Here is a 26629-nt window from a genome sequence, read left to right on the forward strand (position 1 = left end):
GCGATGGATCTACTGCTATCGAAATTGCTGCCACCGCTGCTGTATCCATTGTCTTTGGCCTGTTGGGCGCTAGTTTTTGCCATTGTGCGCTTTTGGCGTGCCCCCAAACAGGCAGCGATCGCCCTGGTCATTGCCCTAGGTATTTTACTCTTGAGCGGGAATGACTATGTGGCAGCCGCTCTTATTGCTTCCCTAGAGCGGCAGTATTATTTACCCCCTGATCCGATGCCCAAAGCTGCAGCCATCGTTGTTCTCGGTGGTGCTGTTGTTCCCCAAAGCGCCCCGCGCCCTTGGATCGAAGTCACAGAAAAAGGCGATCGCATTCTCTACGGTGCCCACCTCTTTCGCCAAGGCTATGCCCCCCACCTCATCCTTAGTGGTGGCCGCATTGACTGGCTCAGCGAACCCTTTCAGCGGGGCGAGGCGACAGATATGGCGGAAATTGCCACCACCTGCGGCGTGCCAATGGACAAGATTCTGCTGGACACCACCTCCCTAAATACCTATGAAAATGCCGTGAACGTCAAAGCCCTTCTTGAAAAACATTCCATTCAGGGAGAGCTACTGCTGGTGACATCCGCCTACCACATGCCCCGCGCCGTCGCCATTTTTCATCGTTTGGGGATGAACATCATTCCAGCACCCACAGACTATCGCTACCCCTCGATCGCGCGATCGCCCAGCTGGCAAAACCTGTTCCTCAGCCTGATCCCCAATCCCTACAACGTGGACATCACCACTATTGCCCTGCGGGAATATCAAGGTCTTCTCATTTATAGGCTGCGCGGTTGGCTTTAGAGGGCTTGGGCACGCAGAAACGCCTGACACACCTCCACAAAGGCAGGGGCTGACTCATAGGGCAGGACATTGCGCCCCGGAATTACCTCCCCTTGCACATTGGGAAATGTCTTGGCATAAAACTCTAGGCGTTCTGCAGGTGATTCAGCCCCACCATCGCGACTGATACTGGAAGCCTGATCCCCCATCACCACAAGCACCGGTTGACGAATATCCCGCATTTTCTGACGGTAATCCCGCCGCCAAAAACCCGCGAGGAAAGAGTACACTGCATGGCGACTCTCAAGATCAGCAGCCCCCACCGCCAGCATCCTGAGCCATTCGTCATCCACATCCTCCCCCTTAGCAAACAGTTGATTGATTGAAAACCGACGCAGAAAACTTTTCTGACGCGCATAGCGATAGAAGACGCGACCCAATGGCGAGTCAAAAAGATTCCAACGTACCTTCTGCCACCTAGGGTCAGTATTTTCAGACACCAAAGCAGGGGCAGGTGGGCCACTGAGGATCAGTGCTCTTACTACTTGAGGATTAAGATGTACTAGCTCCATCGCTACGGGAAACAATGCCCCTTGAACAACAAGGATCACTGGTTGGCAGATCTCAGATGTAATGAAGAAATGTAACTGAGCTGCCCAATCTTCCGGATAGTAGGCGCAATGGGGCAAATCACTCTGGCCACAGCCCAGCAAATCAGGAATATAAAATGAATAACTTGCCCCTTGAGATTGCCAATAGCTGACACAGCGCTCCCAAAACTGCCCAGAAAGCCCCACCCCCACGGGATGGATAAAGAGAATGGGGGAGCCTCCTGCTTGAGAACTGAAGCGATAGGCGCAGGAAAAGCCCTGCCACTGATAGATTTTAGAGATGAATGACGGCATTGCAAACAATCCTTCAATAGTTTCTTCAGTGTTTCTTCAATGTTTCCGTAGCCCAGAGTTAACGTCTAACACTGAACCCAGCAGATAAGTGGCCTGCGTGAACAACAGGGTTGATCCCCAATATGCAGTGGTATTTTAAACAGACTTTTACCTTCTCTTAACTCCATCCCGTAAATGTTTGACTATGCTGGCGATGGGGACATCGTAGCGGCTTACCACTTGGAAACGTGTGGGTAACCGCCACCCCGAAGCTACTGTACACCGTAAAGGGTTGTTTACTCCGCTAGGAAACAGTACCATGTTGACATCTGCAAAACGCTATGCCCCTCTGGGGATATTTGCCGCTGTGGCGGCCCTTTCCGCTAGCCTAATACCCCCTACCTTGTCCCAAGAAGCCCCCACGATTCGTATCGATGGCTCCAGCACAGTCTACCCTGTCACTGAAGCAGTTGCCGAAGCTTTTCAAAAAGCTGAAGGGGGCAAAATTCGTGTTACTGTAGGCATCTCCGGTACCGGTGGCGGCTTCAAAAAGTTTTGCCGCGGTGAAACCGACATCTCCAATGCCTCCCGCCCCATTTTGGCCAAGGAAATGGAGGCCTGCAAAGCAGCTGGCGTCCGGTACATTGAGCTGCCAGTTGCCTATGATGCCCTCACCGTAGTTGTGAACCCCCAAAATACTTGGGCGAAAAGCCTGACTGTTGCTGAACTGAAAAAGATTTGGGAACCAGGCTCTACAATCAACAACTGGAACCAAGTGCGCAAAGAGTTTCCGAATCTTCCTCTAAAACTCTTTGGTGCAGGAGCAGATTCCGGTACCTTTGACTACTTCACTGAGGCCATCAACGGTAAAGCAAAAGCTAGCCGCAAGGATTACACTGCCAGCGAGGATGATAATGTTCTTGTCCAAGGGGTATCCCGCGAGCGGGGAGCCCTCGGCTACTTCGGCTATGCTTACTACGCAGAAAACAAAAACAAGCTGAAGCCAGTGGCCATTGACAACGGCAAAGGTCCGGTGATGCCCTCTGAAAAAACAGTAGTTAACGGTACCTATCAGCCACTCTCCCGACCCATCTTTATCTATGTCAACGCTAAAGCTGCACAACGTCCTGAGGTGAAAAAATTTGTCACCTACTACCTGAACAACGCTCCTGCGATGGTCAAGAAAGTTAAGTATGTTCCTCTTCCCGCTAGTGCCTATAAAAAAATTCTTGCCAACTTTAGCAAGAATCGCATTGGCACCATTTTTGGCGGTAAAGAGGCAGTTGGTCTCACCATCAATGAGTTACTGAGTCTAGAGGCCAAGGAGTAGTCTAAGATAGGGGGAAGGAAGCCAAACTTTGGCGCCTTTCCCCAATTGATTTTGTGTAGCAGAATCCTACCTATGGTCGATCAACCCCTGGCCCCGCGCATTGAACTGCCCATTTCGGCAAGTGCTCGACAAAAACGTATCTGGTTAGAGCGCATTATTGGGTCTGGCCTCTTTGTGGCGGCATTTTCATCGGTGATGATCACCGCCATCATCATCTACATTCTTTTTAGTGAAACTGTCATCTTTTTCCAGAAAGTGATGGCGGTGCATCAGGAGTCCCTAATAGGTGCCCTTGCAGAATTTTTAACAACCACAGAGTGGTCCCCTTTAATTGAGCCGGTCAGCATTGGGGTGTGGGCACTGCTATCGGCAACAATTACGACCTGTACTATTGCCAGCTTTGTTGCGATCCCATTTGGCACGATTGGTGCAATTTATCTGAGTGAGTTTGCTCCGGCAAAGGTGCGAGAAATTCTGAAGCCGATTTTGGAACTATTGGCTGCTGTACCCACAGTGGTCTATGGCTATTTTGCCCTCCTATTTGTTACGCCATTGCTCCAGAAAATCATTTTGGGTGTACAGCAATGGTATGCACCCGGGAAGGAACCATGGGAATACTACGAGCTACCCGGATTTAATATGCTGGGCGCTGGCATTGTGGTTGGTTTGATGGTCATTCCCTATATTATGAGTATGTCTGAGGATGCCCTGCAAGCTATTCCTTCACACCTACGGGAAGGTTCTTATGCTATGGGGGCAACTCGCCTACAAACAGCTTTGCGGGTACTATTACCTGCGGCAACCTCAGGTTTAATTGCCGCCTACATCTTGGGTTTAGCACGGGCGGTCGGGGAAACAATGATTGTTGCTGTAGCTGCTGGTTTGCAGCCTAAATTTACCTTCAATCCCCTTGAAGGGGCAGCAACAACAACGGCCTATATTGTCTCGGCGAGTCTTGGAGACCTGCCCCATGGTTCCTTGGAGTACCAATCTATTTTTGCAGCAGGCATCATGCTCTTTTTGGTGACATTCCTCATGAATGTGGCCGGTTACTTTATCAGCCGCCGCTATCGGGAGGTGTACTAAATGATTGACATATTACGGAATCCGCTGGCAATTCGAGCCTCTATAGAGGTACGAACGCGCTGGGAAAAGTTTTTTATTTTCTTGGGCTTCTTTTCTGTCTTCATTGCCCTACTGACACTGGTACTCCTAGTGGGAGATTTGCTCCTACGGGGAGCTCCACTCCTGAACTGGAGGTTTTTCATGTCACCTCCTAGTGGAGATGCGGCTGAAGCAGGCATTTTAACGGCATGGGTAGGTAGCTTACTGGTTATTCTAGTTACAATTACGGTTGCTGTACCACTGGGAGTGGCAGCCGGTATCTACCTTGAGGAGTACGCGCCGAAGAATTGGATTCTTGATTTCATTGAAATCAATATCACTAATTTGGCCGGTGTTCCTTCCATCATTTATGGCCTGTTGGCTCTAGGGTTTTTTGTTTATATTCTCAAGTGGGGTGAGAGTATTCTTACCGCTGGCTGTACCCTAGCCTTGTTGATTTTACCGGTGATCATTGTCGCCACACGGGAAGCGATTCGCGCGATTCCCCAAGGTATTCGTGAGGGCGCCTATGCTGTGGGAGCCAGCCGTTGGCAAACCATTGCCGATCATATCTTGCCCTACTCAATGGGTGGGATTCTCACTGGTGTGATTGTGGGGGTGTCGCGAGCCTTGGGAGAAACGGCTCCACTAGTAACCATTGGTGCGTTAACCTTTATCACGTTTTTGCCGGAAGCGCCATTAAAGGGGGAGTTTCCCTATATTTCGTTCAAATGGCTCTGGTCACCCTTTACCGTGTTGCCAATTCAAATGTTTAACTGGGTGTCACGCCCGCAAGAAGAGTTTCAGGTAAATGCAGCGGCGGCAGGGATTGTGCTGCTTGTTTTGACCTTGGGTGTCAACGCGGCAGCTATTTATCTTCGTTATCGTTTTAGGAAGAGCATCAAATGGTAAAACCAACAGATTCAGGACAGGGAGTTCCGCCAACGAAGCAGTCCTTAAAAAAGCTGGCTGAAGTGCGGAATCTGAACTTCTACTACAAGAGCAACCAAGCACTGAAGAATATCAACCTGTCGGTTTATGAAAAGCAAGTAACAGCTTTGATCGGCCCTTCCGGTTGTGGCAAGACAACATTGCTGCGCTGCTTCAACCGCATGCATGATCTGTATCCTGGTAATCGCTACGAAGGGGAAATCTGGCTAGGGGATGAAAACCCGCGTAACCTCTTGGAGATGGATCCCATTGAAGTGCGCATGCAGATTGGCATGGTCTTCCAAAAGCCAAACCCTTTCCCTAAGTCTATTTACGAGAATGTTGCCTACGGCCTGCGCATCCGTGGCATCACTAACCGCGCTGTTCTTGATGAGGTAGTGGAGCGATCGCTCCGCAATGCTGCCCTCTGGGATGAAGTTAAAGATCGCCTCAAAGAGCCGGGTACTTCTCTTTCGGGAGGACAGCAGCAGCGGCTCTGTATTGCCCGTGCTCTTGCTACTAATCCGGAGCTGATTCTCTTTGATGAGCCCACTTCTGCTTTGGATCCAATTGCAACAGTCAGTATTGAGAACCTGATTACGGAGCTGAAGGATCAAGTCACTATTTTGATTGTGACCCACAATATGCAGCAGGCCATTCGCATTTCCCAGTTCACCGCCTTTATGTACCTCGGCGAGCTGGTGGAGTACAACGACACCATGTCTATTTTTACGAAGCCCGTGGAGCAGAAGACCGCCGATTACGTCAATGGTCGTTTCGGTTGATTCCCTGGGCCACTGCAAGTCTGCTTAAGAAGGGGGTCTAAGGGGGACGTGGGATTGCCCATGGATGGCCGTCCTAGGGCTAATGGTTATTCCTTCTCGCTCTAGGGGCGCAGGGATGTTGGCACCGCTGGGGTCAACTGCTGCACGAGTGAGGAGGGTTATATCCAGGGCGCACCGCAACTGGTGGTTGCCAGTGCTGCCTACAACCGCCCTGATCAGCTCAGGGGGAACCGCCGCAATGGTGTTCAGGCATACCTCCTCTGGTGTCCCCGCGATCGCCAGATTCACTGGTTTTGCTTAGAAGCAGGGGAATACCCGTCACTCCCTGCTGATACTGAGGGGATTATCGGCAGCCGCCACTTCCCCGGACTTTGGCTTGCCCCTGAGGCATTACTTGTCCATGAGTTGGGTACTGTCTTGCGGGGACTACAACAGGGAATGGCCACTCCTGAACATTAAGCGTTTGTAGAAATCTGGATCGAAACTTAAAAATTTTCCCTAATCTGGCATTATGCTGTATAGAATCCCCGTGTCAATAGTGGCGTATTGGCATCGCCCTTGCCAAACCCAGGAATTCTGTCTGTCTGCCGATTGAACGTTTTATTCACCGTAGCCCTATGTTGCAATTAGACCCCATTTCCAAAACGACCAATCAACATTCTGGTCACAAAGGTTTAGTGATGGCGATCGGGGGAGCGGAGGACAAAGTACGTGGGCGACAAATTCTCACCACTTTTTGTCAACGGGCTGGCGGCCTAGATGCCGTCATTGGTGTTATTCCCTCTGCTTCCCGTGAACCCGATGCCATGGGGCGGCTCTACCACGATATTTTCCGCGATATTGGCGTGCGGGAAGTGGACGTTCTATTGGTAGGCGATCGCGCCGATGCTGAACAGGAAGAGATGCTGACTCGCTTGAGTCGCTGTACTGGAATCTTTATGTCTGGAGGCGATCAACTGCGTTTGTCGGCGCTGCTGGATGAAACCCGCCTCCTGTACCAATTGCGCCATCAAGTCTGGGAAGGCAAATCCATCCTTGGGGGTACCAGTGCCGGTGCCGCTGTCATGGGTGAGTGCATGATTGCCAGTGGGGGCAGCAATGAAGCCCCAAACCGCTCCCTAGTAGATTTGGCCACAGGCTTGGGTATTCTTCCCGATATTTTAGTGGATCAGCACTTCCACAACCGCAATCGTTTGGCGCGCCTGATTAGCGCCATTTCTGCTTATCCCGACAAGCTAGGTGTTGGCATTGATGAAGATACTTGTGCCATGTTTGAAGCCGATGGTACGCTGCGGGTTCTTGGTCGTGGCTCTGTCACTATTGTTGATCCTCGGGATGTCAGCTACACGAACTACGCCCATGTGGATGTCAACGAACCTCTGAGTATCTACAACTTGCGCCTACATATTCTTAGTGATGGTGACTGCTACGATCTCCGCACCCATCAAGTGCAGCATAAGTGCATTTTGCCTCCCCTAAACTAAGTTTTTGGGAAAGTGTTGCTTAAGATACAGCTTATTGCGTCACTCCCCTCAAAACTAAAAATGGTAAGTTGTCCTTAAAAAAGCCACTCTTCTATGAAGATTCTGAAATTACAAACGCTGCGGGGTCCCAATTACTGGAGCATTCGGCGTCATAAGCTGATTGTCATGCGTTTAGATCTAGAAGAGGTGGCCAATACCCCCTCCAACCAGATTCCCGGGTTTGTGGACGGGTTGGTGCGGGTTTTACCCAGTCTTTACAATCATTTTTGCTCCCTTGGCCACGCCGGGGGCTTTCTCACCCGCCTACGAGAAGGCACCTATCTGGGTCATGTGGTCGAACATGTCGCCCTCGAACTCCAAGAACTGGCAGGGATGGCCGTTGGTTTTGGCCGCACACGGGAGACCTCAACGCCGGGGGTGTATCAAGTAGTCTACGAATACCAAGTGGAAGAAGCAGGCCGCTATGCCGGCCGAGCAGCCGTGCGACTGTGCCAAAGCATTATCGATACGGGCACCTATCCCCAGCGAGAACTGGATCAGGATCTCGCCGATCTCCGGCAGTTGAAAGCAAAGGCCTCCCTTGGCCCGAGTACGGAAGCGATTGTCCGCGAAGCCGAAGCCCGCAATATCCCTTGGTTTGAGTTGAGCAGTCGCTCGATTATTCAATTGGGCTATGGTGCCCGCAGTCATCGGATACAAGCCACGTTGAGCGATCGCAGTAGCATCTTGGCAGTTGAACTTGCAGGGGACAAAGAAGGGGCAAAGCGACTGCTTCAGGATGCGGGAATTCCCGTGCCAAAGGGAACCGTGGTCCGCTACATTGAAGACCTCCCCGAAGCCATTGAGGAGATCGGTGGCTACCCTATTGTCATTAAGCCCCTCAACGGCAACCACGGTCGGGGGATTACGATTGACATCAACACCCTAGAAGACGCTGAAGAAGCCTTTGAAATTGCCAGCAGCATCTCCAAATCAGTCATTGTGGAACGCTATCATGCGGGTCGCGACTTCCGGGTTCTAGTGGTCAATGGCAAAGTGGTCGCTGCTGCTGAACGGGTGCCCGCCCATGTCATTGGCGACGGCCGCTCTACCATTGAAGAACTCATTGAGCAAACAAACCAAGACCCGCAGCGGGGAGACGGTCACGATAATATCCTCACCCGCATTGAGGTCAACCACGACACTTGGACACTCCTGGAAAAACAGGGCTATACCCTGAATACGGTCTTGCAACCGGGGGAAATTTGTTATCTACGGGCCACGGCGAACCTGAGTACCGGTGGCATTGCCGTTGATCGCACCGATGAAATTCACCCGGAAAATGTTTGGATTTGCCAGCGGGCCGCTCGGATTATTGGTCTGGATATTGCCGGTATTGACGTTGTCAGCCCCGATATTAGTCAGCCCCTGCCTAAAGTTGGCGGTGTGATTGTGGAAGTCAATGCCGCTCCCGGCTTTCGCATGCACACGAACCCCAGCCAAGGGATTGCCCGCAATGTTGCTGAACCAGTGTTGAATATGCTCTTTCCACCGGGAACGCCTTGCCGCATCCCGATCTTTGCCATTACGGGCACCAATGGTAAAACCACCACCACCCGTCTCATTGCCCATATCTGCAAACAAACGGGGCAAACCGTTGGCTACACCACCACAGATGGCATCTATATTGGGGATTATCTGGTGGAAAAAGGAGACACCACAGGCCCCCAAAGTGCTCAACTAATCCTGCAGGACCCCACCGTTGAGATTGCCGTCCTCGAAACGGCGCGAGGCGGTATTCTCCGCTCCGGCTTGGGCTTTGACCACTGTGATGTCGGGGTGGTGCTCAATGTGCAGGCCGACCACCTTGGCCTTGGCGATATTGACACCGTTGAGCAATTGGCGGACTTAAAGGCAGTGGTGGTGGAATCCGCCTGGCCAAATGGCTACGCTGTTTTGAATGCCGATGACCCCCTAGTGGCGGGAATGGCACGCCAAGTCAAAGCGCAAGTGGCCTATTTCTCGATGAATCCCCACAATCCAATCATTCGGCAGCATATCCAGCAGGGGGGACTCGCCGCTGTTTATGAAAATGGCTATCTCTCAATTTTGAAAGGGGACTGGACGCTGCGGATTGAGCAGGCAGAAAATGTGCCCATTACCCTTGGGGCTCGAGCGGGCTTTATGATTGCCAATGCCCTCGCTGCCAGTCTAGCCGCCTTTGCCCAAGGCATCAGTATTGAGCATATTCGCGCTGCCTTGACCACGTTCCGAAGCTCGGTGGAGCAAACCCCCGGTCGGATGAACCTCTTTGATTTGGGGCAATTTAGTGTCTTGGTGGATTATGCCCACAATCCAGCAGGGTATGAGGCCATTGGTGAATTTGTCCAAAAATGGCCGGGGCAGCGCATTGGTGTCATTGGAGGACCGGGCGATCGCCGCGATCAAGACTTGGAACAACTGGGGGAACTCTCGGCGAAAATTTTTGATTGGATCATCATTAAGGAAGATGATGATACCCGTGGCCGGCCCCGTGGCGATGCCGCCTATTGGATTGAGCGGGGGGTACATCACCACAGTGTCCAGCGGCAATACGATATCATCCATGACGAGGTGGCAGCGATTCAATTTGCCCTTGATCGGGCTCCCAAAGGATCCTTAGTGGTGATCTTTCCAGCGGAAGTGAGCCGCACGATTCAACTGATTCGCCAGCATCAGCAACGACTCCAAGGGGAAACGACCAATGGCTTTCACAGTGAGGGAATGCCCACCAGTGGTGATCTCAACCCCTCCATCTCTCATTAGGGAGTTTCTCTACCGCTGGCAACGCTGATAGTATCACCCTCAATGAGCAGTCATCAGATCCAAGGTAAATGGCAATTTTGGATCGATCGCGGCGGCACGTTCACGGATATCGTCGCCCGCCGTCCCGATGGCCACATAGTGGTACACAAGCTGCTCTCAGAGAATCCAGAGCAGTATCGCGATGCGGCGGTAGCGGGAATTCGTACCCTCATGGGGTTGGCAGGGGATGCCCCCATTCCCAGTGAAGCCGTTGAAATTGTGAAACTGGGGACAACGGTGGCCACCAATGCTCTTTTGGAGCGCAAAGGCGAGCCAACGGTTCTCCTTATCACCCAAGGCTTTGGGGATGCGCTAGCCATTGGCTACCAAAACCGCCCCGATCTCTTTGCCCTAGGAATTGAGCAACCGCCGCCTCTTTACACCAAGGTTATTGAAGTTAAAGAGCGGGTCAGTGCCCAAGGGGAAATTCTCGTCCCCCTTGATTTGGCGGCGCTGAAACCACAACTGGCAGCGGTTTATAACCAAGGTATCCGCAGTTGTGCCATTGTCTTCGTCCATGGCTACCGTTACCCTGACCATGAGCAACAGGTGGCCGCCTTGGCAAGGGAAATGGGCTTTACCCAAGTGTCCGTTTCCCATGAGGTGAGTGGCCTCATTAAGCTGGTGAGCCGCGGTGATACGACGGTTGTCGATGCCTATTTGTCGCCGGTACTGGGTCGCTATCTTCAGGGGGTGCAGGCGGAGCTAGGGGAGATTCCCCTTTACTGTATGCAGTCGAATGGCGGTGTCGTGGCGGCTTCCTGCTTTCGCGGTAAGGATAGTCTGCTGTCAGGCCCGGCGGGGGGGATGGTGGGGGTGGTGCGTACCGCCTTAGCTGCAGGGATTGAGCGGCTGATTGGTTTAGATATGGGGGGCACCTCCACCGATGTCTGCCACTATCGTCACAATTCTGATGCCCCTTGGCCAGAGTATGAGCGGTGGCAGGAAACCACGATTGCCGGTGTGCGGTTGCGATCGCCCCTCCTGGCAGTGCATACGGTGGCAGCCGGTGGGGGCTCCATTTTGCGGTTTGATCAGGGTCGCTACCAAGTGGGGCCAGAGTCTGCGGGTGCCAATCCCGGACCAGCGGCCTATCGTCGGGGTGGCCCCCTGACGATTACCGATGCCAATCTCCTCTTGGGGAAAATTCAGCCCGCCTATTTCCCTGCTGTCTTTGGGGCCGATGGTCAACAGCCTTTGGATCGCAAGACGGTCGAACAGCGATTTGCTCAACTGCGCCAAGAAATCTACGAGAGCACGGGGGATGCCCGCAGTGTCGCCGATGTGGCCGCTGGTTTTATTGAGGTGGCCGTGAATACAATGGCACAGGCAATTAAGAAAATTTCCCTGGAGCAGGGGCATGATGTGCGCGAGTACACCCTCTGCTCTTTTGGCGGTGCAGGGGGGCAACATGCCTGTTTAATTGCTGAAGCCCTGGGAATGGCCCAAGTTTATATTCACCCCTACGCGGGGGTGCTCTCGGCCTACGGCATCGGTCAGGCGGAGTTGCGGGTGCTCAAGGAGCAGACGATTGAACAACCTTTGATCCCCGATGGGTTTGCTGAACTCCAGGGACAAATTGAGCGCCTCAAGGCTCAAGTGGTGGCTGAACTCGCTGCCCAAGGGGTTGATCCCTCGCAAATTCAAAGTCAAGTGCGCATTGGCCTAGGGTATATCGGCACCGATACAACGCTGTGGGTGCCTTGGTCAGATCAAGAAACCATGGCAGCGTCCTTTGCCCAAGCCCATTGCGATCGCTATGGGTTCAATTTACGGGGGCGATCGCTGCGGGTGGGTCAAATTGCTGTTGAGGCTGTTGCCCTGCAGGCGATGCCAAGCGTCACCGTACCTGCAGCTACTGGCGAACTCATTCCCCTTGACCATGTACCAGTTTACAGCAAAGGCCAATGGCACCAAGCGCCAGTCTATGCGCGCGATCGCCTGCCGGCCCATCAGGTCATTGCAGGGGTGGCCCTGATCTTAGATACGACGGGCACCAACGTGGTTGAGGCGGGCTGGCAGGCCAAAGTGGATGAGCAAGGGGGGCTGTGGCTGCGTCCTCTCCAGGCCTTAGCGGCAACACCAAAGCAGATTGCTCCTACGGTTGCCGATCCCGTACAGTTGGGCATTTTTCAGCAGCTGTTTCGCGCTATTGCTGAGCAAATGGGGGTCACACTCCAGCAGACCAGTGCCTCGGTGAATATCAAAGAACGGTTGGATTTTTCCTGTGCTCTCTTTGATGGCGCCGGTAACCTCGTGGCCAATGCTCCCCATATCCCTGTGCATCTGGGGTCAATGAGCGAAAGTGTCAAGGCACTCTTGGCAGAGAAAAACAATGCCCTCCGTGCGGGTCAGGTTTTTGCCACGAATAATCCCTATCGCGGTGGTACCCACCTGCCGGATATTACTGTGATTACGCCGGTGTTTCTGAAGGGGGAAGCACACCCTGCTTTCTTTGTCGCTTCGCGGGGGCACCATGCTGACATTGGGGGCATCAGTCCTGGGTCAATGCCTGCCAATAGTACCGATGTCCGCCAAGAGGGGATTCTCTTTGACAATGTACTGCTGGTAGATGGTGGGGAGTTTCAAGGGGAGGCCATTTATCAGCTATTAACCCAAGGGCCTTGGCCAGCCCGCTATCCTGAACAGAATATCGCCGATTTGCAAGCGCAAATTGCCGCTAACCAGCGAGGAGCCCAAGAACTGATTGCGCTGTGCGATCGCTATGGTCGCGCGGTAGTCGCTGCCTATATGGAATTTAGCCAGGCCAATGCCGCTGAATGTGTGCGCCAATGCCTGCGATCGCTCCCAGGGGGCCGCTTTTGCGTTGCCATGGACAACGGCAGCCAAATTCAGGTGCAAATCACAATTGATACCACTCAAGGTATAGCTTGCCTAGATTTTGCGGGAACCTCCAAGCAAACCCACGATAACTTCAATGCCCCCCTCGCCATTACTAAGGCAGCAGTCCTGTACGTCCTGCGGACACTGGTGCAGGAGGATATTCCCCTCAATGCCGGCTGTCTGCGGCCCATTGAGCTGCGGGTGCCAGAAGGCTGTCTATTAAACCCAACGTTTCCGGCGGCGGTGGTGGCTGGGAATGTGGAAACTTCACAAACTCTGGCCAATGCCCTCTACGGTGCCCTCGGTATTATGGCGGCGGCCCAGGGAACGATGAACAACCTTAGCTTTGGGAGCGATCGCTATCAATACTACGAAACCATCTGTGGCGGCGCTGGGGCAGGAGCCACCTTTGCCGGAGCCAGTACTGTGCAAACCCACATGACCAACTCTCGGCTCACTGATGTGGAAGTGCTGGAAAGCCGCTACCCCGTGATTGTTTGGGAGTTTTGCCGTCGCCGGGGCAGTGGTGGCAAGGGACAGCAATCAGGCGGCGATGGGGCCATTCGCGTCCTTGAGTTTCGTGAACCTATGACCGTCAGCCTCCTCAGCCAATCGCGGAAAATCCCCCCTTTTGGACTGTTTGGGGGTAAATGTGGGGCAGTGGGTGAAAATCAATGGCTGAAACCTGGCGCCCCCCCCTCTCCTTTGCCCGGAACGGCCACCATTACTGTCGCGGCGGGCGATCGCCTGCGGATTTGTACCCCCGGCGGTGGTGGCTTTGGGGTACCTCATCTCTCAGATTAGATATATCAATATATATCAATCAAGTTAATCTTCGTCATCGGTGGGTTGACCGTTGCTGCTTACTTGTTTTAAGTGAATGTGCTTCCGGCCAAGGGTAATTTCAAATTCATCCCCCGGTTTGAGATTCATTTGCTTGGTATAGGCTGCACCAATGAGCAAATTGCCATTGGCTTGTACCGTAATTCGATAACTGGCACTGCGCCCCCCTCGGCTGCCACCGCGGCCTGACCTACTGTCAAGATTTACGCCCAAGGCTTCAAGAAGTGCCTTATTAAACTTCAGTTTGCTGATCCGCTCCTTGCCGGTTTTGGTCACGGTGTAGTAGCCACAGGCCTTTGCTTTTTCTTCGTGGCTGAGATGTTCCAGTTGTTTGTACTTTTCTAATAAAGCAGCACCTGTCAAGGGTTCTACTGGTTTGCGTCCCATTTTAACCTACCTTTTCAATGATCAAGTACTGTCTATTCATTGGCGATTCGATCAAAGATTGCCAAAGCGTGACAGCGAAGTCGTAATGAATGAGTGTCTATCTTTAGCAAACCATAATTTTTTTCAGAATTCAAGTTGCGATCGCCCTTGAGTCGGGGTTTTACATTTCCTTTGGAGGAGTTACATTGACAGCCCATTTCACAGCCACAGAAGAGGCTCAAAAAATGTGAGGGCCAGTGTAAAGAAGTCCTTTACCCCTCTGACAGCCCTTTTCGCAGGTGTGGCACAGGCTCAACACTACAAAAGCAATGATGAAAAAGGATTCGATTGCCGTTGAGATATCCCACATTTAAGACAACGAAAGTACATGCTCCACACTTTAGCAAGCGACTCTAATAAAACTTACAGCACTTTTTGCAAGACTTGAATATGCAAACCACGGTCGCTTCAGTGTGGGGCGGAAAAGCCGGAGGGTGACTTTCGTCCACAAGTTGTTAAAGTAAAGGCAATCCTCAATATTGCTGAAGAACTCCAACACTCAGAAGGGAACTCAAATCCACCACTTCTATGCCAAGAAGTATGCCAAGAAGTGTGTCTGCAGGAGTGGGATAGGCTAAAGGCAATCGTAATAGATGAGTGGCGCTGAAGCGGGGCGCGATCGGCCACTCTCTTCGGTAAGATTCGCAGCAGTTGCCAAAGATAGCTGTCGTGAGCTGTTTCCTTGGCTGTCATTTGGAGCAGTTTCCGCCCATGAATTCAATGGGATCATCTTCACTTAGAAGCCCAAGTTCTAGTAAACGGTGATCCTCCTGCACTGCAAATTGCACCGATGGGGGGGTTGGAGTGGGTTAAGGTGGGCGTGATCATGATCTTATTGCTCCTCTTATTGATCGTAAGTATTTTAGGCAGATATTTTAGACAGACTCTCAGGAGTGGCGCATTCTTCCCCACAGAATGCCCTAAACTGTGTCAAGGGTGTGGTGCCCTATGATTCCACGTCAACTGGTATTGCGCAACTTCCTCAGCTATCGCCAAGCCACTCTTTCCTTTGCGGGGTTACATCTGGCCTGTATTTGTGGTGCCAATGGGGCGGGCAAGTCTTCGCTCCTTGAGGCGATCGCTTGGGCACTCTGGGGGCAAAGCCGCGCTAGCCGTGAGGATGATGTGATCTACTACGGCGAAATGGAAGCCCAGGTGACGTTTGAGTTTAGCGTCCAAGGGCAGACTTATCGGGTGGTACGGTTGCGGCGACGGCAGCAACAGACGGTTTTGGAGTTGCAGATTCAAACGGCGCTGGGCTATACCTCGCTAACGGGGCGATCGCTACGAGCGACCCAGGAAAAAATCATTCAAATTCTTCGCCTTGACTACGCCACCTTCGTCAACAGCGCCTATTTGCGCCAAGGACGTGCCGATGAATTTATGGCCAAGCGCCCCAGTGAGCGCAAGCAACTGCTGGCCAGCCTTTTGGGCTTGGATCAATACGAGACCCTAGCGGAGGCGGCGCGGGATCGCGCCCGTGACTACAAAGCCCAAATCAGTGTTCTGGAGCAGCGACTCCAGACCCTCGCGGATGAATTGGCCCAGGAGCCCCGCCTGCGTACCCAACAGGCAGCGGTGCGCCAGCAGATCCAACAGCAACGGCAGCAGGTACAGCAGTGCCAACAACGACTCCAAGAGCAACAGGCCGCCTACCATATCCATCAACTCCAACAGCGGGACTATGAACACTTGCAACAGCAGCGCGATACGCTTGCGGCAGCGATCGCCCACCTGGAGCACCAGTGCCAGACCCTTCGCCAAGAACAGGCCGCTATTGCGGATTTGGAAGCCCGTGCCCCCCTATTGGAAGCCGCCGTCAGGCAATGGGAGAGCCTGAAAACCGCCGAAGCGCAATTGCAGCAGTGTTTTAGTAAGTATCAACAGCTGCGCCAAGAGCGCGATCGCCACCAGCATAGCCTCGACCAACAGCGGCAAGACCTTCTGCGCACCCTCCATGGATTGGAGAGCCAGCAGCAATTTCTGCTGGAACAATGCCAGCAGTTGGAAAAGTTGCTCAAGCAAGAAAATCAGATTATTGCTGCTTTTGAACAGCTACAGCGAGCGCGCGCTCACCTCCAAGCCCAAGAAGAGCTGCAACAAAAAGTCTTTCCGCTCCTGCAAGCCAAACAGCGCCTCGAACTGGAACGGCAACAGCAGGAACAACGCCTCCGCAGCCGGCGCGATGAATTGCAGCAGTTGTGGCAGCATCTCCATCAACAGATAGAGCGGCAACCCGCTCTCCAAGAGGCAGTGACCCTGATTACAGCACAGATTGCAACCCTTGAAAAACAGCGTATCTATCAAGACCATGTGCGAGAAAAGGGACTGGAGCGCCGCCGCTTCCTCGAACAACTGCAAGCCCGCCAGCGGGAGTATGAGCGGCAAATGAATCAACTGGAGCAGCGCTTGGAACTACTGAATCAACCGGGAGCCATTTGCCCCCTGTGTCAACGTCCCCTCGATCGCGAGCACTACCAGGCTGTCCGGCAACGCCATGTCGCCGAAAAAGAGGAACTGCTGAATCAGGTGTGGGTCATCCGCGAGCAACTGGCAGTTACCGAGCGCGAAATTCAAGTTTTACGGCGGGAATATCTAACGGTGGGCTATGAGATCTCACAACTGACGCAACTGTTTGAGCAGCGGGGGCAACTCCAGCAGCAACTCCAGAGCACCCAAGATTTAGAACCGCAACTGGATCGCCTAGCCGGGGAAATTCAGCAGGTTGAGGAACAGCTCAGGAACGGCCATCAGGAAAGCCTTGGGGAACTGCAAGCGATTGAGGCGGAACTGGCACGCCTGAACTATGACGAGAAAAATCTGGCGATCGCCCGCGGCGAAGTGGAAAAATGGCGTTGGGCCGAAGCCAAGGAACAGGAACTCCGCCAAGCCCAACGGCAATACCAGCAGATTCAGCAGCAACTGCCAAACCTGATGGCCCAACAGGAGGAACTGCAACGGCAGCTCAATGCCCTTGAAACCACTTCCCCTCTTGCCCAGACCTTGGCAAGGATTGACCAGCAATTGGCCACCTTAGCCTACAATCCAGAGCGCCATACCCAAATTCAGGCCCAACTGGCTGCCCTCGCAACGGACTATGAGGCCTATGAGGCCCTGCAACGGGGGCGATCGCGCCAACCCCAACTCCGCCAAGACCTCGAGCACCTAGCGGAAACGCTGCAGCAACAACAGGCACAATTGCAACACATCACTGACAAACTCGCCACCCTTGAAGAAACCGCTCGCGCCGCTAGCCGCCTGGCCGCCGATCTCCATCAACAGCAACAGCACCTCCTCAAGCAACAGCAGACCCTCGAGGCCAACCTTGCCCAGCATGGCAAACTCAGCGCCGAATTAGAGCAACTCCATCGCCTCAGACAAGAATACGAACAGGGACAGCAAACCCTTGCCCACCTCCGTCATCAATACCGCCTCTACTGCGAGCTAGCCCAAGCCTTAGGCAAAAATGGTATTCCCGCCCTGCTTATTGAAACCGTCTTGCCCCATCTAGAGGCAGAAACCAATCATATCCTCGGTCGCCTCAGCAACCACCAACTCCATGTGCAGTTCATTACCCAGCGCAGCCGCCGTCGCAGTGGAGCCGACACCAAGCCCATTGAAACCCTTGATATTCTCATTGCCGATTGCCAAGGGACCCGTCCCTACGAAAGCTATTCGGGGGGTGAAGCTTTTCGCATCAATTTTGCTTTGCGCTTAGCCTTAGCCCGACTCTTGGCCCAGCGATCGGGGAGTGATGTCCAGTTTCTGATTATTGATGAGGGATTCGGTACCCAAGATGCCCAGGGTTGTGAACGGCTGATTGCCGCCTTGAACGCGATCGCCCCCGAATTTCACTGCATTCTCGCCATTACCCATGTTCCTGCCCTCAAGGAAGCCTTTCAAACCCGCATTGAGGTCACCAAAGTAGCCGGAGCCTCCCAACTGAGCATCATCACTTAAGCCCGTCGTTGGTCTTTTCGCCAAAATAGTAGAGTAGGCTCAGAAAGAATCACTTTGCAACGATGACAGTTGAACTCATTGCCAAGCTCAGCGATCCCATTGTCAGTGCCGGACAGGGGGCACAGCGCCAACTAGAGCTGACGCTAAGGGCACAGCGGCAACAACAGCGCGCTCCTCTAAATCTCTGCTTGATTTTGGATCACAGTGGGTCAATGGCATCGCAACCGTTGGCAATGGTGAAACGGGCAGCAGAGTCCCTAGTGGATCGGTTATTGCCGAGCGATCGCCTGAGTGTCATTGCCTTTGATCACAAAGCGAAGGTTCTGGTGCCCAACCAGACGGTCTGGGACAAGGAGGCCATTAAAGCCCAGATTGCCACCCTCGAACCGGGGGGTGGAACCGCCATTGATGAAGGGATGAAACTAGGATTGAAGGAAATTGCCACAGGCAAGCAGGGTACTATTTCCCAAATCTTTCTGCTCACAGATGGTGAAAATGAACACGGTGACAACCAGCGTTGCCTTGAGCTGGCCAAGCTGGCCGCGGAGTACAACATTACCTTGAATGCCCTAGGGTTTGGCGTCCACTGGAACCAAGATGTCCTTGAACAAATTGCCGATGCCGCTGGCGGACGGCTGGTGTTTATTGAATATGCTGAGCAGGCGATCGCCTGTTTTCAATCCCTCTTTAGCCACATCAGCAACGTGGACTACACCAATGCCCATGTCCTACTCACCTTGAGTGAAGCCGCTCAACTGGGGAACTTCAAACCCGTGCACCAAGTGGCGCCCGACACAATTGAACTCACCTACGAAAGCCCCGATCCCCACGAGTATGTGATTCGCGTGGGGGATGTCTCGGCAACCATCAGACGGACACTCCTCATTACCCTAACGACCCAGCCCTTGCCAGCGGGGTCTCACCTCATTGGTTTTGCCCAAGTCCGCTATGATGACCCGGTGCAGCAGTCCAGAGGCCTTTTCTCTGAGAGGATTCCCCTGACGCTCACAGCAGAACCAGAGCACGTGCCCCAAGTAGATCCAGAGGTACAGCAAAGCATTCTCATCCTCGAAAAATACCGCAAAACTAAGCTGGCAGAAACGAAGCTGCAATCGGGGGACACCGCTGGCGCGGCCACCTTTCTTCAGAGTGCGGCCAAAACTGCTCTACAACTGGGGGATGCGGAAGCAGCAAAAGTCCTTGAGGCCTCTGCCCAAGAGCTACAGCAACAATCTACCCTCAGTGAATCTGCCCTCAAGCGCACGCGCATTGCCTCAAAAACAGTCCTGAGCCGTCCCCCCTCAAACTAGCCACAGGGCATCGCCATTCTGGCAGCCTAGGAGAGATTGGGCACTGCCCCTATTCACCGCTAGCTCAATAAACCCATGACTGCCTACCAAGGCAATCAGATGGTGAGGTGGGGCATCGCCATAGGTGGGGACAAGGGGAATCTGCTGCCCCTGAATCCGGATTTGGTGATAGCCCTTAGCCAACAAATGCCCAGGGAGCGTAGTAATCACATTCCCAAAGTGATCAATGGCTTGAATCCAGCCTTGGACGCCTTGGGGGGTCATCTCATAGGTGAGATGGGGCAAGCGCACCAAACTGTCTGGGTCAATGGCACAGCCAAGGAGAGCAAAATCCGTTCCTGCGGCTAAATGGGCAGCCACGGCGGCAAAAATGTCCCGCCCATGGAAGGTCAAACTGGGACTGGCGGTGCGCCAAAATTGCGGTTGGGTTAGCTCAACGACGCGTCGGGGAGAATAGCGATCGCACACCTGGCTAAAGATGCCATTATCTGGACCAACACAATAGCCAACCCCCAAATCGAGGGCGATCGCCCGCCGACTTGTGCCCACCCCCGGATCCACCACCACGATATGCACCGTTTCCGGCGGAAAATAGGGCACCGCTTGCAGCAGTTGAAAACTGGCTGTGCGGCAATCCTGGGGTGGAATTTCATGGCATAGGTCAATGACCTGGGCTTGGGGGCAAATACTGAAAATCACCCCCTTCATCACCCCCCCATAGACATCCCGGTAACCAAAATCCGTCAGCAGTGTAATGCAGCAAGCCATGGGCATTTCACAGCAACAGTCGCTTAAATAAGGGTTCAGGAATCCAACGAATCACCGCCATGATCCAGCGCCAAGTGGATCGCACGTAGATCACGTCCTTCTTTTTTTCTATAGCTGAGAAGATTGCATTGGCCACTTCCTTTGGCTCCGCCGTAAGTTGGGGGGGCAATTTCCTTCCTTCGGTCATCCGCGTCTTCACATAGCCGGGCAAAACCGTTAAGACCTGTACCCCCGATTTGGCAAGGCGATGCCGCAATCCCGACAAAAATGCTGTGAAGCCAGCTTTCGCAGAACCATAGAAGTAATTACTTGCCCGCCCCCGTTCCCCAGCGACAGAGGAAATCCCCACTAACGTACCAAACCCCCGCTGCTCAAACAGATTGGCAAAGAGACTTAAAATAACCGCTGGACCTTCATAATTGGTGCGCATCACTTCAAGAGCAAGGGACAAATTTTGCTCACATGCTTTTTGGTCTGGCATGAAACCAACAACACAGATCACAATCGCCGGCTGCTCCGGGAGTTGCTGGATAAAGGCTGCATGGGTCTCCAGCGCCAAGACATCAAATTCATGGATACTGACAGCCACACCATAGCGTATTTCCAAATCCGCTTTATCTGGCTCCAGGCGGCTCACCTGCCGTGCAGCCAATTGAATTGGATAACCCTGAGCCGCAAACTGATGGGCGATCGCCCGCCCCATATCGGAAGTCGCTCCCAAAATCAGAACAGGGGCGGTCATAGATGTAACCTCTTCGACTGTTCTGAGGCAAAGTTCACCGTCCACTGGTGGGCATCCCTGACTTTTACAAAGGTTTCTACCCGAGAATCGGACTGGCGCAGTCGCATCGGAGTTAAATGGCTATCCTTGGCAAGGTAAAAGCGACCCCCATACTGTAGAGTGATTTCCTCCAGTTGATCCAAAAGCTTGAGGGTGCGTTGGGACATCGGAAAGTCCAGAGCCAAGGTATAACCCGCCATCGGAAATGAAAAATAACCCTGTTGATCACCCAACTTCTTCAAAACTCCGAGAAATGACCCCGCTCCTGCGACTGACGTGCAATGCAGTAACGCCGCTAGACCCTCGCGGGCAGTGCTCAGGGGCAAAACGCATTGGAACTGGACAAAACCACGCCGCCCATAGATGCGATTCCACCCCAAGAGACAATCCAGGGGATAGAAGAAAGTATCCCAATCCACAAAGGACTGGCCGGCTTTGCGTTGACTATTGAGGAAATACAGTTGATTAAAGGCACGCACAGTTAATGAATTCAAGGCACCATTGGGAAAATCCACAGGAATCGAGAACTGACGCCGTTGCGGAGTCCACAGTGGCCTGTGCCGATATTTGGTTGGCAGCTCCTCCCGCGTCGCGTGTTCTCCTAGCATCAGCACAGACCGCCCCAACTGAGAACGAGCCGCTAGACAATCAATCCAAGCCACGGCGTAGGTCACATCCTGCGCAGCCTCAAAGAGATCAACGGCCTCGTCTAAATTCCTGGCGATATAGGTGGTTTGGCGAATCCACGCAGTTTCAATGGGGCGCAATCGAAAGGCTGCCCTGAGGATCACCCCCGTCAAGCCCATTCCCCCCACCGTCCAGTAAAACAAATCTCGATTTTCTGAAGGAGAGCAGCGATAAATTTGCCCCTCGCTAGTTAGGAGATCCAGCCAGTCTAAACTCTGAACAAAACTGCCCTCTTTGTGGTGGTTTTTTCCATGAACATCGGCGGCAATCATGCCCCCCACCGTAACGAACTTCGTGCCAGGGGTCGCCAAGGGAAACCAACCGCGAGGCCCAAAAATCTCTAGAATCTCTGCCAGTAGAACCCCTGCCTCAGCAATCAATTGACCGGTTTGCGGATTAAACCCCAATAGGCGATTGAAGTGGCTCATTTGCAGTGTTGCTTGCCGATTGAGGGCGCTATCTCCGTAGGCACGGCCATTTCCACGGGCAATGAGCGGCAAACCACTGTTGAGAAGCTGGATAATCTCGGATTCTGAGCGCGGGCAATAAACATGACAGGTCTGCACAGGATACCGTCCCCAGCCGCAGAGCCTTTTGAGAGAACTCCTAGGAGTCATTAGAGAAGACATAGCGTTTATCCAAGTGATACTTGACCCCATAGCCAATGGCTAAACCAATAATGGCACCCATTTCCCGCATGAAATGGCTTTGCCAAATCAACCAAAATAGGGTTTCAAATCCCCAAAAAATGGCGGTTGTAAAAATTCCCATTGAAGCATACAGACTAAATTGACGGCTATAGTGATGTATACCCTTTTTATGATCGAAGAAAATCCATCGCTTATCCAGATAGTATTTCACCACCAACCCCACGAGCGTACCCACTGCTACTGCGGCCACAAAATAAGGGAAGCTATTATCAATGATTAATATTATCCTCTGAAAAAATAAATTCATAAAGGTAGCAATCACCGCAAAAACGGTATAGCGAATAATTAGGGTTTGTAAAGTCATAAAACTCCACCTAAGATAAAGCAAACCAGACAAATCAAGAAACAGATTTGGCTTTGTCGATCTTTAATTGCATAAACAATTGGATCATAGTGCATCAAACCGCGGTGGGTCAGCATGATGGTTCGGGTAATCCAGTATAGAAGCACACAGCAAATGCCCCAGAGTACCTGTGGGTTTGTGTAAAGAAGCTGCACTTGGGGAGAGTTGATATAGAGCGCCAGCACCAAAATTGAGACATAACCCGCCCCAATGGCCATCATGCTAATAATCGGCAAATCGTCAACGTGGTAGCCTCGACCACTGGCCTTGAGTTGTTTGCGGTGATAGTAATCCACCAGTTCTGCTTGGCGCTTGACGGTTGCCAGACAAAAGAAGAAAAAGATGGAGAAAGCCAAAAGCCACACACTGAGGGAAATCCCTGTGGCAACCGCACCTGCAAAGATGCGAATCGTGTAAAGGCCCGCAAGGACGCAAATGTCAATAATCATCCGGCGCTTTAGGTAAAAGGAGTAGGCAGTGGTGAGACCATAATAGGCGAGGAGAATGCTCAGAAATGACCAACTAATGGTGGTGGCGATCGCCACGCCGCCGCCGAGGAGGATCAAAATCAGCCATATCCCGTGGGAGAGGGGAATATCTCCAGCGGCAAAGGGACGATGACGCTTGCGGGGATGGGCGCGATCGGCCTGCAAATCTAAAAGGTCATTTAAGACATAGACACTGGACGCCGTCAGACTAAAAGCAATTGCTGCCACCAGCGCAATCCAAAAGGTGGACAAATTAAACTGGTGCGCCGCGAGCATAGGCACAAAGACCAAAACATTTTTTACCCACTGATGGGGCCGAATTTCCTTGAAGTAGGGTTGAATGCTTTGTTTTGCGCTCCCTAAATGTTCCACATTGGGATTGATTTGCTCGACTTTTTGGCGTAGCCGAGGAGACGCATTGACGGTAATTGCTTTGGCCACAACTGCCCACACAGGTAAATCAGCCTCAGAATTCCCCATGTAGATAACATTTTTCTCACCAAAACGCTCTAGGATAAACCTTGCCTTGTTTTCTCCCTTCAAATTAAGCTGGCCATCAGAACCATAAACCTCATCAAAAAGCCCCAAATGGGCAGCAATCCTTTCAGCGGCGAGTTGATGAGTGGCAGTGATGAGGGCAACCTTAGCCCCCTTGGCTTTCCAATCTTGGATATACTGAATAACTTCTGAGTTATAGGGTAATGTGGTAATATCCAAGTCAGTACAGGTAGCTAATTTTCTTTTGATCTGAGAAGGATTGAAGCTTTTTATTTTGAAGAGTTGAATTAGCAGCTCACTAAAAGACAAACAGATTAATTCTAGAAGGACATTCGTTCTCAGTAGGGTGTTATCCAGATCGATAAGAAGGTAAACCATTTTTACAGTTTAAGGTTTTGCTGGGCGTTGGTGCAATAACAATAGTATTTTACCTTTACGCCGGTAAACGGTCGTCTGACAGACAAACGGAAAGCAAATGGCAGTGAGAACCTAGCGAAATGAGCGCATGGCAGAGCAAAAACATCGCTACTGGGTGAAGAACTAGGCAAAATATGACCATGCACTGGTCAATCATGGCAACCAAACGATCTAGTTTGATGAGGAGGACATTGCCAAGAACTGGATGCCCCTTCCCTCGAACAGGCGAGGTAAGTCGAGGTTTTATTCTAACTTGGCCATTCAAGTCTATCTGAGGCCCAAGATTCTGTCCCGTCTGCCCCATCGTGCTGCGGAAGGGTTGGTGAACTCACTGATGCGCCTGTGTGGGTTGAACTTGCCGGTGCTGAATCACACTCATCTGTGGCGCCAGGCGGCCACGTTGGAAGTGAAGATTCCACATCGTTGGAGAACAGGTGCGATCCATGTCGTGGTGAACTCGATTGGTTTGAAGATTTTCCGTGAAAGCGAATGGAAGGTGCACCAGCATGGGGCACTCAAGCGTTGTACCTGGCGCAAAATCCATCTGTCGGTAGATGCAACAGCCAAGGACATCGTCGGCATCGAGATCACCACTACCCCCTGGCACGACAGTGAAGTCTTTCCTGACCTGCTCTCGCAAGTCGAAGGTGACATTTCCCAAGTCAGTGCCGATGGGGCTTACGACACCGAGGCAGTGCATGCTGCCATCAGCGAACCTCAGGTGAAGGCAAGCATACCGCGGCGCGAGGAGGCGGTGCCTTAGGGGAATAATCCTCCCCGTGACCTGATCGCCGATATTGCCGCCAAGGGACAGGAAGGCTGGAAGGAAGAATCTGGCCATTACCTGCGCAGCCTTGCCCAGAAGATGATGTACTGGTTCAAGCAACTGGGGATCGTCTCTTCCCACAGGCCTTTGACCGGCAGGTTACTGAGAGTCATGTGCGTGCAGCGATCATCAAGACTTTGCTCTAATCTTGACACGCCACAGTGCGTGCAGGGTGGGCATAGTGCACCTGCTGCATGAATCAGGATGGGGAGAGGGGAAGATCATACTGGAAACCGCTGATTCAACCCATAGGTATATTAAATAACGCTAATTGTGTACCAACACCCGCACAATCCATTGTTTTTTTAACCCAGATTTTCCATTAGCCACTTCAATGCACGTTTTAAAAAGCTTAAAAAGCCAGTATCATATCCACCAACACAGCAGTGTGGTATAGACCAAGTTGTTAGATAGATTAGTCCAGCAACAATAAAAATTCGTCTGTAGCGATACTTAATGTTTACTTCGCTTGCAAGAGCAAGACAGAAAAACATAAATATGATGACATGAACCCAGCGACCCCAATCAATTGCGAGAAGAAAAAGAGGAAATATTGTTGCTATGCTAGCCACAAACAAAATTTCTCGTTCTTTATTCCACCATGTAGTAAATGATAGAGGAAGTAATGCAAGCCAAAGAAATACAGGGGTAAAGAGAGACCGGTAATCCAAAAGACTTAGCACACGTCTTAGTGCAGTACCGGTATCTTCGCTAAGCCAATCGATAGATCCTTTACAGATATTGGGATCAAGGTTGCGAGTTGTTAAAGACTGACAAATGGCCTGCGCTAAAGCTTCATTGCCTTTATAGAAAAAAGCGAAAATCAAAATTACTGAGCTTGCCGTGGCGAGGATTGAGCTGTAGGCAATAGCAGTACGATTAGTGATAAGTCCATCTTTTGTGCTCACATAAATCAAATAGAAGAAAAACGGTAGCGTGAAAACAGTTAATTCATGTGAAAGTGCCCCTAAGCTGTAAGCAAGAGATATAAAGGTTAGCTTAAAAGGGGTGACGTTCTTATTGGCATATATCAGGCAAAAAAAAGCAAAGATTAGGAAAACAATAATCTCCTTTCGGAATCCACCTTGCGTGTCGTAGAAAGGGAAGAGCAAAAATGCTGGTGAAAATAGGATTAAAAGCCAAAATAAACTTCTTTTTTTTCGATAATAGAGCTTTAGTACAAGACCAAAAATTAGAGCATAGATAGCTACTTGTGTGACATAGGTTACCCATAACAATGGCAAACCAAAGTCTGAGACTTTTAATAAGAAGGTCCCTATTAGTCCTCTTCGTACGATTCCTGCACTGTAATTGATTAGCCAATCACCCGTTTTCCAGTTGTTTCCACCATTCAAAATTTCTATTGCGTAATAACGACAAAAGTAAGCAAAAAATACCCAAACTACATATGGCGCATATTTTTCTATTTTTGTTTTGCTGAGCATCTTAGAACAATTTTGCCTTAGAGATGTCATTAGTGCATTAAAGCGGCCAATGAAATCTGTGGCAAGGGGCTGTGTCATCGTAATTATAAGCAGCAACACCTCTTGCAGGGAAATAGGTAACAGATTATGAATTCTCTGCTGCTGGGCATGACGCTCAAAGGGCGAG

19 protein-coding genes and 1 pseudogene are annotated in these 26629 nt (G+C 51.8%); 12 read left to right on the top strand and 8 right to left on the bottom strand.

The window, feature by feature from the left end; genetic code table 11:
* Positions 1 to 3: 3 nt before the first annotated feature.
* The gene (locus IGQ16_RS10180; protein ID WP_297061380.1) at positions 4 to 798 is read left to right on the top strand and encodes a YdcF family protein; all 795 of its coding nucleotides are present in this window, start codon (positions 4 to 6) and stop codon (positions 796 to 798) included.
* On the opposite strand, the gene IGQ16_RS10185 is transcribed toward IGQ16_RS10180, so the two are convergent.
* Positions 795 to 1682, bottom strand: coding sequence for an alpha/beta hydrolase (locus tag IGQ16_RS10185; RefSeq protein ID WP_297061383.1), 888 nt, complete (start codon positions 1680 to 1682; stop codon positions 795 to 797). The two genes, IGQ16_RS10180 and IGQ16_RS10185, sit on opposite strands and share 4 nt — an antisense overlap.
* Positions 1683 to 1980: 298 nt before the next feature.
* Here IGQ16_RS10185 and IGQ16_RS10190 point away from each other — a divergent pair, with 298 nt between their 5' ends.
* From IGQ16_RS10190 to IGQ16_RS10225, 8 genes are all read left to right on the top strand, one after another.
* Positions 1981 to 2991 carry a PstS family phosphate ABC transporter substrate-binding protein gene (locus tag IGQ16_RS10190; protein ID WP_297061385.1) on the top strand — a complete coding sequence of 337 codons (1011 nt, stop codon included), beginning with the start codon at positions 1981 to 1983 and terminating at the stop codon, positions 2989 to 2991.
* A 72-nt stretch (positions 2992 to 3063) separates the two neighbouring features.
* A complete protein-coding gene (pstC, locus tag IGQ16_RS10195) occupies positions 3064 to 4077 on the top strand; it encodes a phosphate ABC transporter permease subunit PstC (protein ID WP_297061388.1) in 1014 nt (337 codons plus the stop codon).
* Positions 4078 to 5007, top strand: coding sequence for a phosphate ABC transporter permease PstA (gene pstA, locus IGQ16_RS10200; protein WP_297061390.1), 930 nt, complete (start codon positions 4078 to 4080; stop codon positions 5005 to 5007).
* On the top strand, positions 5001 to 5810 hold the full coding sequence (gene pstB, locus IGQ16_RS10205) for a phosphate ABC transporter ATP-binding protein PstB (RefSeq protein ID WP_024125178.1): 810 nt from the start codon (positions 5001 to 5003) through the stop codon (positions 5808 to 5810). Before pstA ends, pstB begins: the two co-directional genes overlap by 7 nt.
* A 183-nt stretch (positions 5811 to 5993) precedes the next feature.
* Complete coding sequence (locus IGQ16_RS10210; RefSeq protein ID WP_297061392.1) at positions 5994 to 6269, top strand: Uma2 family endonuclease; 276 nt, start codon at positions 5994 to 5996, stop codon at positions 6267 to 6269.
* Positions 6270 to 6427: 158 nt separating this feature from the next.
* Complete coding sequence (locus tag IGQ16_RS10215; RefSeq protein WP_024125180.1) at positions 6428 to 7294, top strand: cyanophycinase; 867 nt, start codon at positions 6428 to 6430, stop codon at positions 7292 to 7294.
* A 93-nt stretch (positions 7295 to 7387) separates the two neighbouring features.
* On the top strand, positions 7388 to 10078 hold the full coding sequence (gene cphA / locus IGQ16_RS10220; protein WP_297061393.1) for a cyanophycin synthetase: 2691 nt from the start codon (positions 7388 to 7390) through the stop codon (positions 10076 to 10078).
* A 42-nt stretch (positions 10079 to 10120) separates the two neighbouring features.
* On the top strand, positions 10121 to 13765 hold the full coding sequence (locus IGQ16_RS10225; protein ID WP_297061395.1) for a hydantoinase B/oxoprolinase family protein: 3645 nt from the start codon (positions 10121 to 10123) through the stop codon (positions 13763 to 13765).
* A 24-nt stretch (positions 13766 to 13789) separates the two neighbouring features.
* Here IGQ16_RS10225 and IGQ16_RS10230 read toward each other — a convergent pair whose 3' ends face one another.
* Positions 13790 to 14191 (bottom strand): AbrB family transcriptional regulator, encoded by a 402-nt coding sequence (locus IGQ16_RS10230; RefSeq protein WP_024125183.1) that lies wholly within the window; start codon positions 14189 to 14191, stop codon positions 13790 to 13792.
* Between the two features lie 987 nt (positions 14192 to 15178).
* Here IGQ16_RS10230 and IGQ16_RS10235 point away from each other — a divergent pair.
* Positions 15179 to 18190, top strand: coding sequence for an SMC family ATPase (locus IGQ16_RS10235; RefSeq protein WP_297061398.1), 3012 nt, complete (start codon positions 15179 to 15181; stop codon positions 18188 to 18190).
* A gap of 62 nt (positions 18191 to 18252) precedes the next feature.
* Positions 18253 to 19500, top strand: a complete 1248-nt coding sequence (locus IGQ16_RS10240) for a VWA domain-containing protein (protein ID WP_024125185.1) — start codon at positions 18253 to 18255, stop codon at positions 19498 to 19500.
* Here IGQ16_RS10240 and IGQ16_RS10245 read toward each other — a convergent pair.
* The 5 genes from IGQ16_RS10245 to IGQ16_RS10265 are packed head-to-tail and all read right to left on the bottom strand — an operon-like array spanning position 19492 to position 24153.
* Entirely contained in the window at positions 19492 to 20268 is a 777-nt protein-coding gene (locus IGQ16_RS10245; RefSeq protein WP_297061401.1) for an SAM-dependent chlorinase/fluorinase, read from the bottom strand. The two genes, IGQ16_RS10240 and IGQ16_RS10245, sit on opposite strands and share 9 nt — an antisense overlap.
* 7 nt (positions 20269 to 20275) lie before the next feature.
* Positions 20276 to 21010: an SDR family oxidoreductase gene (locus IGQ16_RS10250; RefSeq protein WP_024125187.1), complete on the bottom strand. Its 735-nt coding sequence runs from the start codon at positions 21008 to 21010 to the stop codon at positions 20276 to 20278.
* Positions 21007 to 22302, bottom strand: coding sequence for an FAD-binding oxidoreductase (locus IGQ16_RS10255; RefSeq protein WP_297061404.1), 1296 nt, complete (start codon positions 22300 to 22302; stop codon positions 21007 to 21009). Before IGQ16_RS10255 ends, IGQ16_RS10250 begins: the two co-directional genes overlap by 4 nt.
* 40 nt (positions 22303 to 22342) lie before the next feature.
* The gene (locus IGQ16_RS10260) at positions 22343 to 22750 is read right to left on the bottom strand and encodes a GtrA family protein (RefSeq protein WP_297040867.1); all 408 of its coding nucleotides are present in this window, start codon (positions 22748 to 22750) and stop codon (positions 22343 to 22345) included.
* Positions 22747 to 24153, bottom strand: coding sequence for a UbiA family prenyltransferase (locus tag IGQ16_RS10265; RefSeq protein ID WP_297061405.1), 1407 nt, complete (start codon positions 24151 to 24153; stop codon positions 22747 to 22749). Before IGQ16_RS10265 ends, IGQ16_RS10260 begins: the two co-directional genes overlap by 4 nt.
* Positions 24154 to 24280: 127 nt before the next feature.
* Between IGQ16_RS10265 and IGQ16_RS10270 the strand changes: the two are divergent.
* Positions 24281 to 25216 (top strand): annotated as a pseudogene (locus tag IGQ16_RS10270) (IS5 family transposase).
* Positions 25217 to 25323: 107 nt separating this feature from the next.
* Here IGQ16_RS10270 and IGQ16_RS10275 read toward each other — a convergent pair.
* A partial coding sequence (locus IGQ16_RS10275; RefSeq protein ID WP_297061408.1) for a hypothetical protein occupies positions 25324 to 26629 on the bottom strand: 1306 nt, incomplete at its 5' end.

This window comes from Thermosynechococcus sp. M3746_W2019_013, assembly GCF_015296045.1.
Classification (GTDB): Bacteria; Cyanobacteriota; Cyanobacteriia; order Thermosynechococcales; family Thermosynechococcaceae; genus Thermosynechococcus.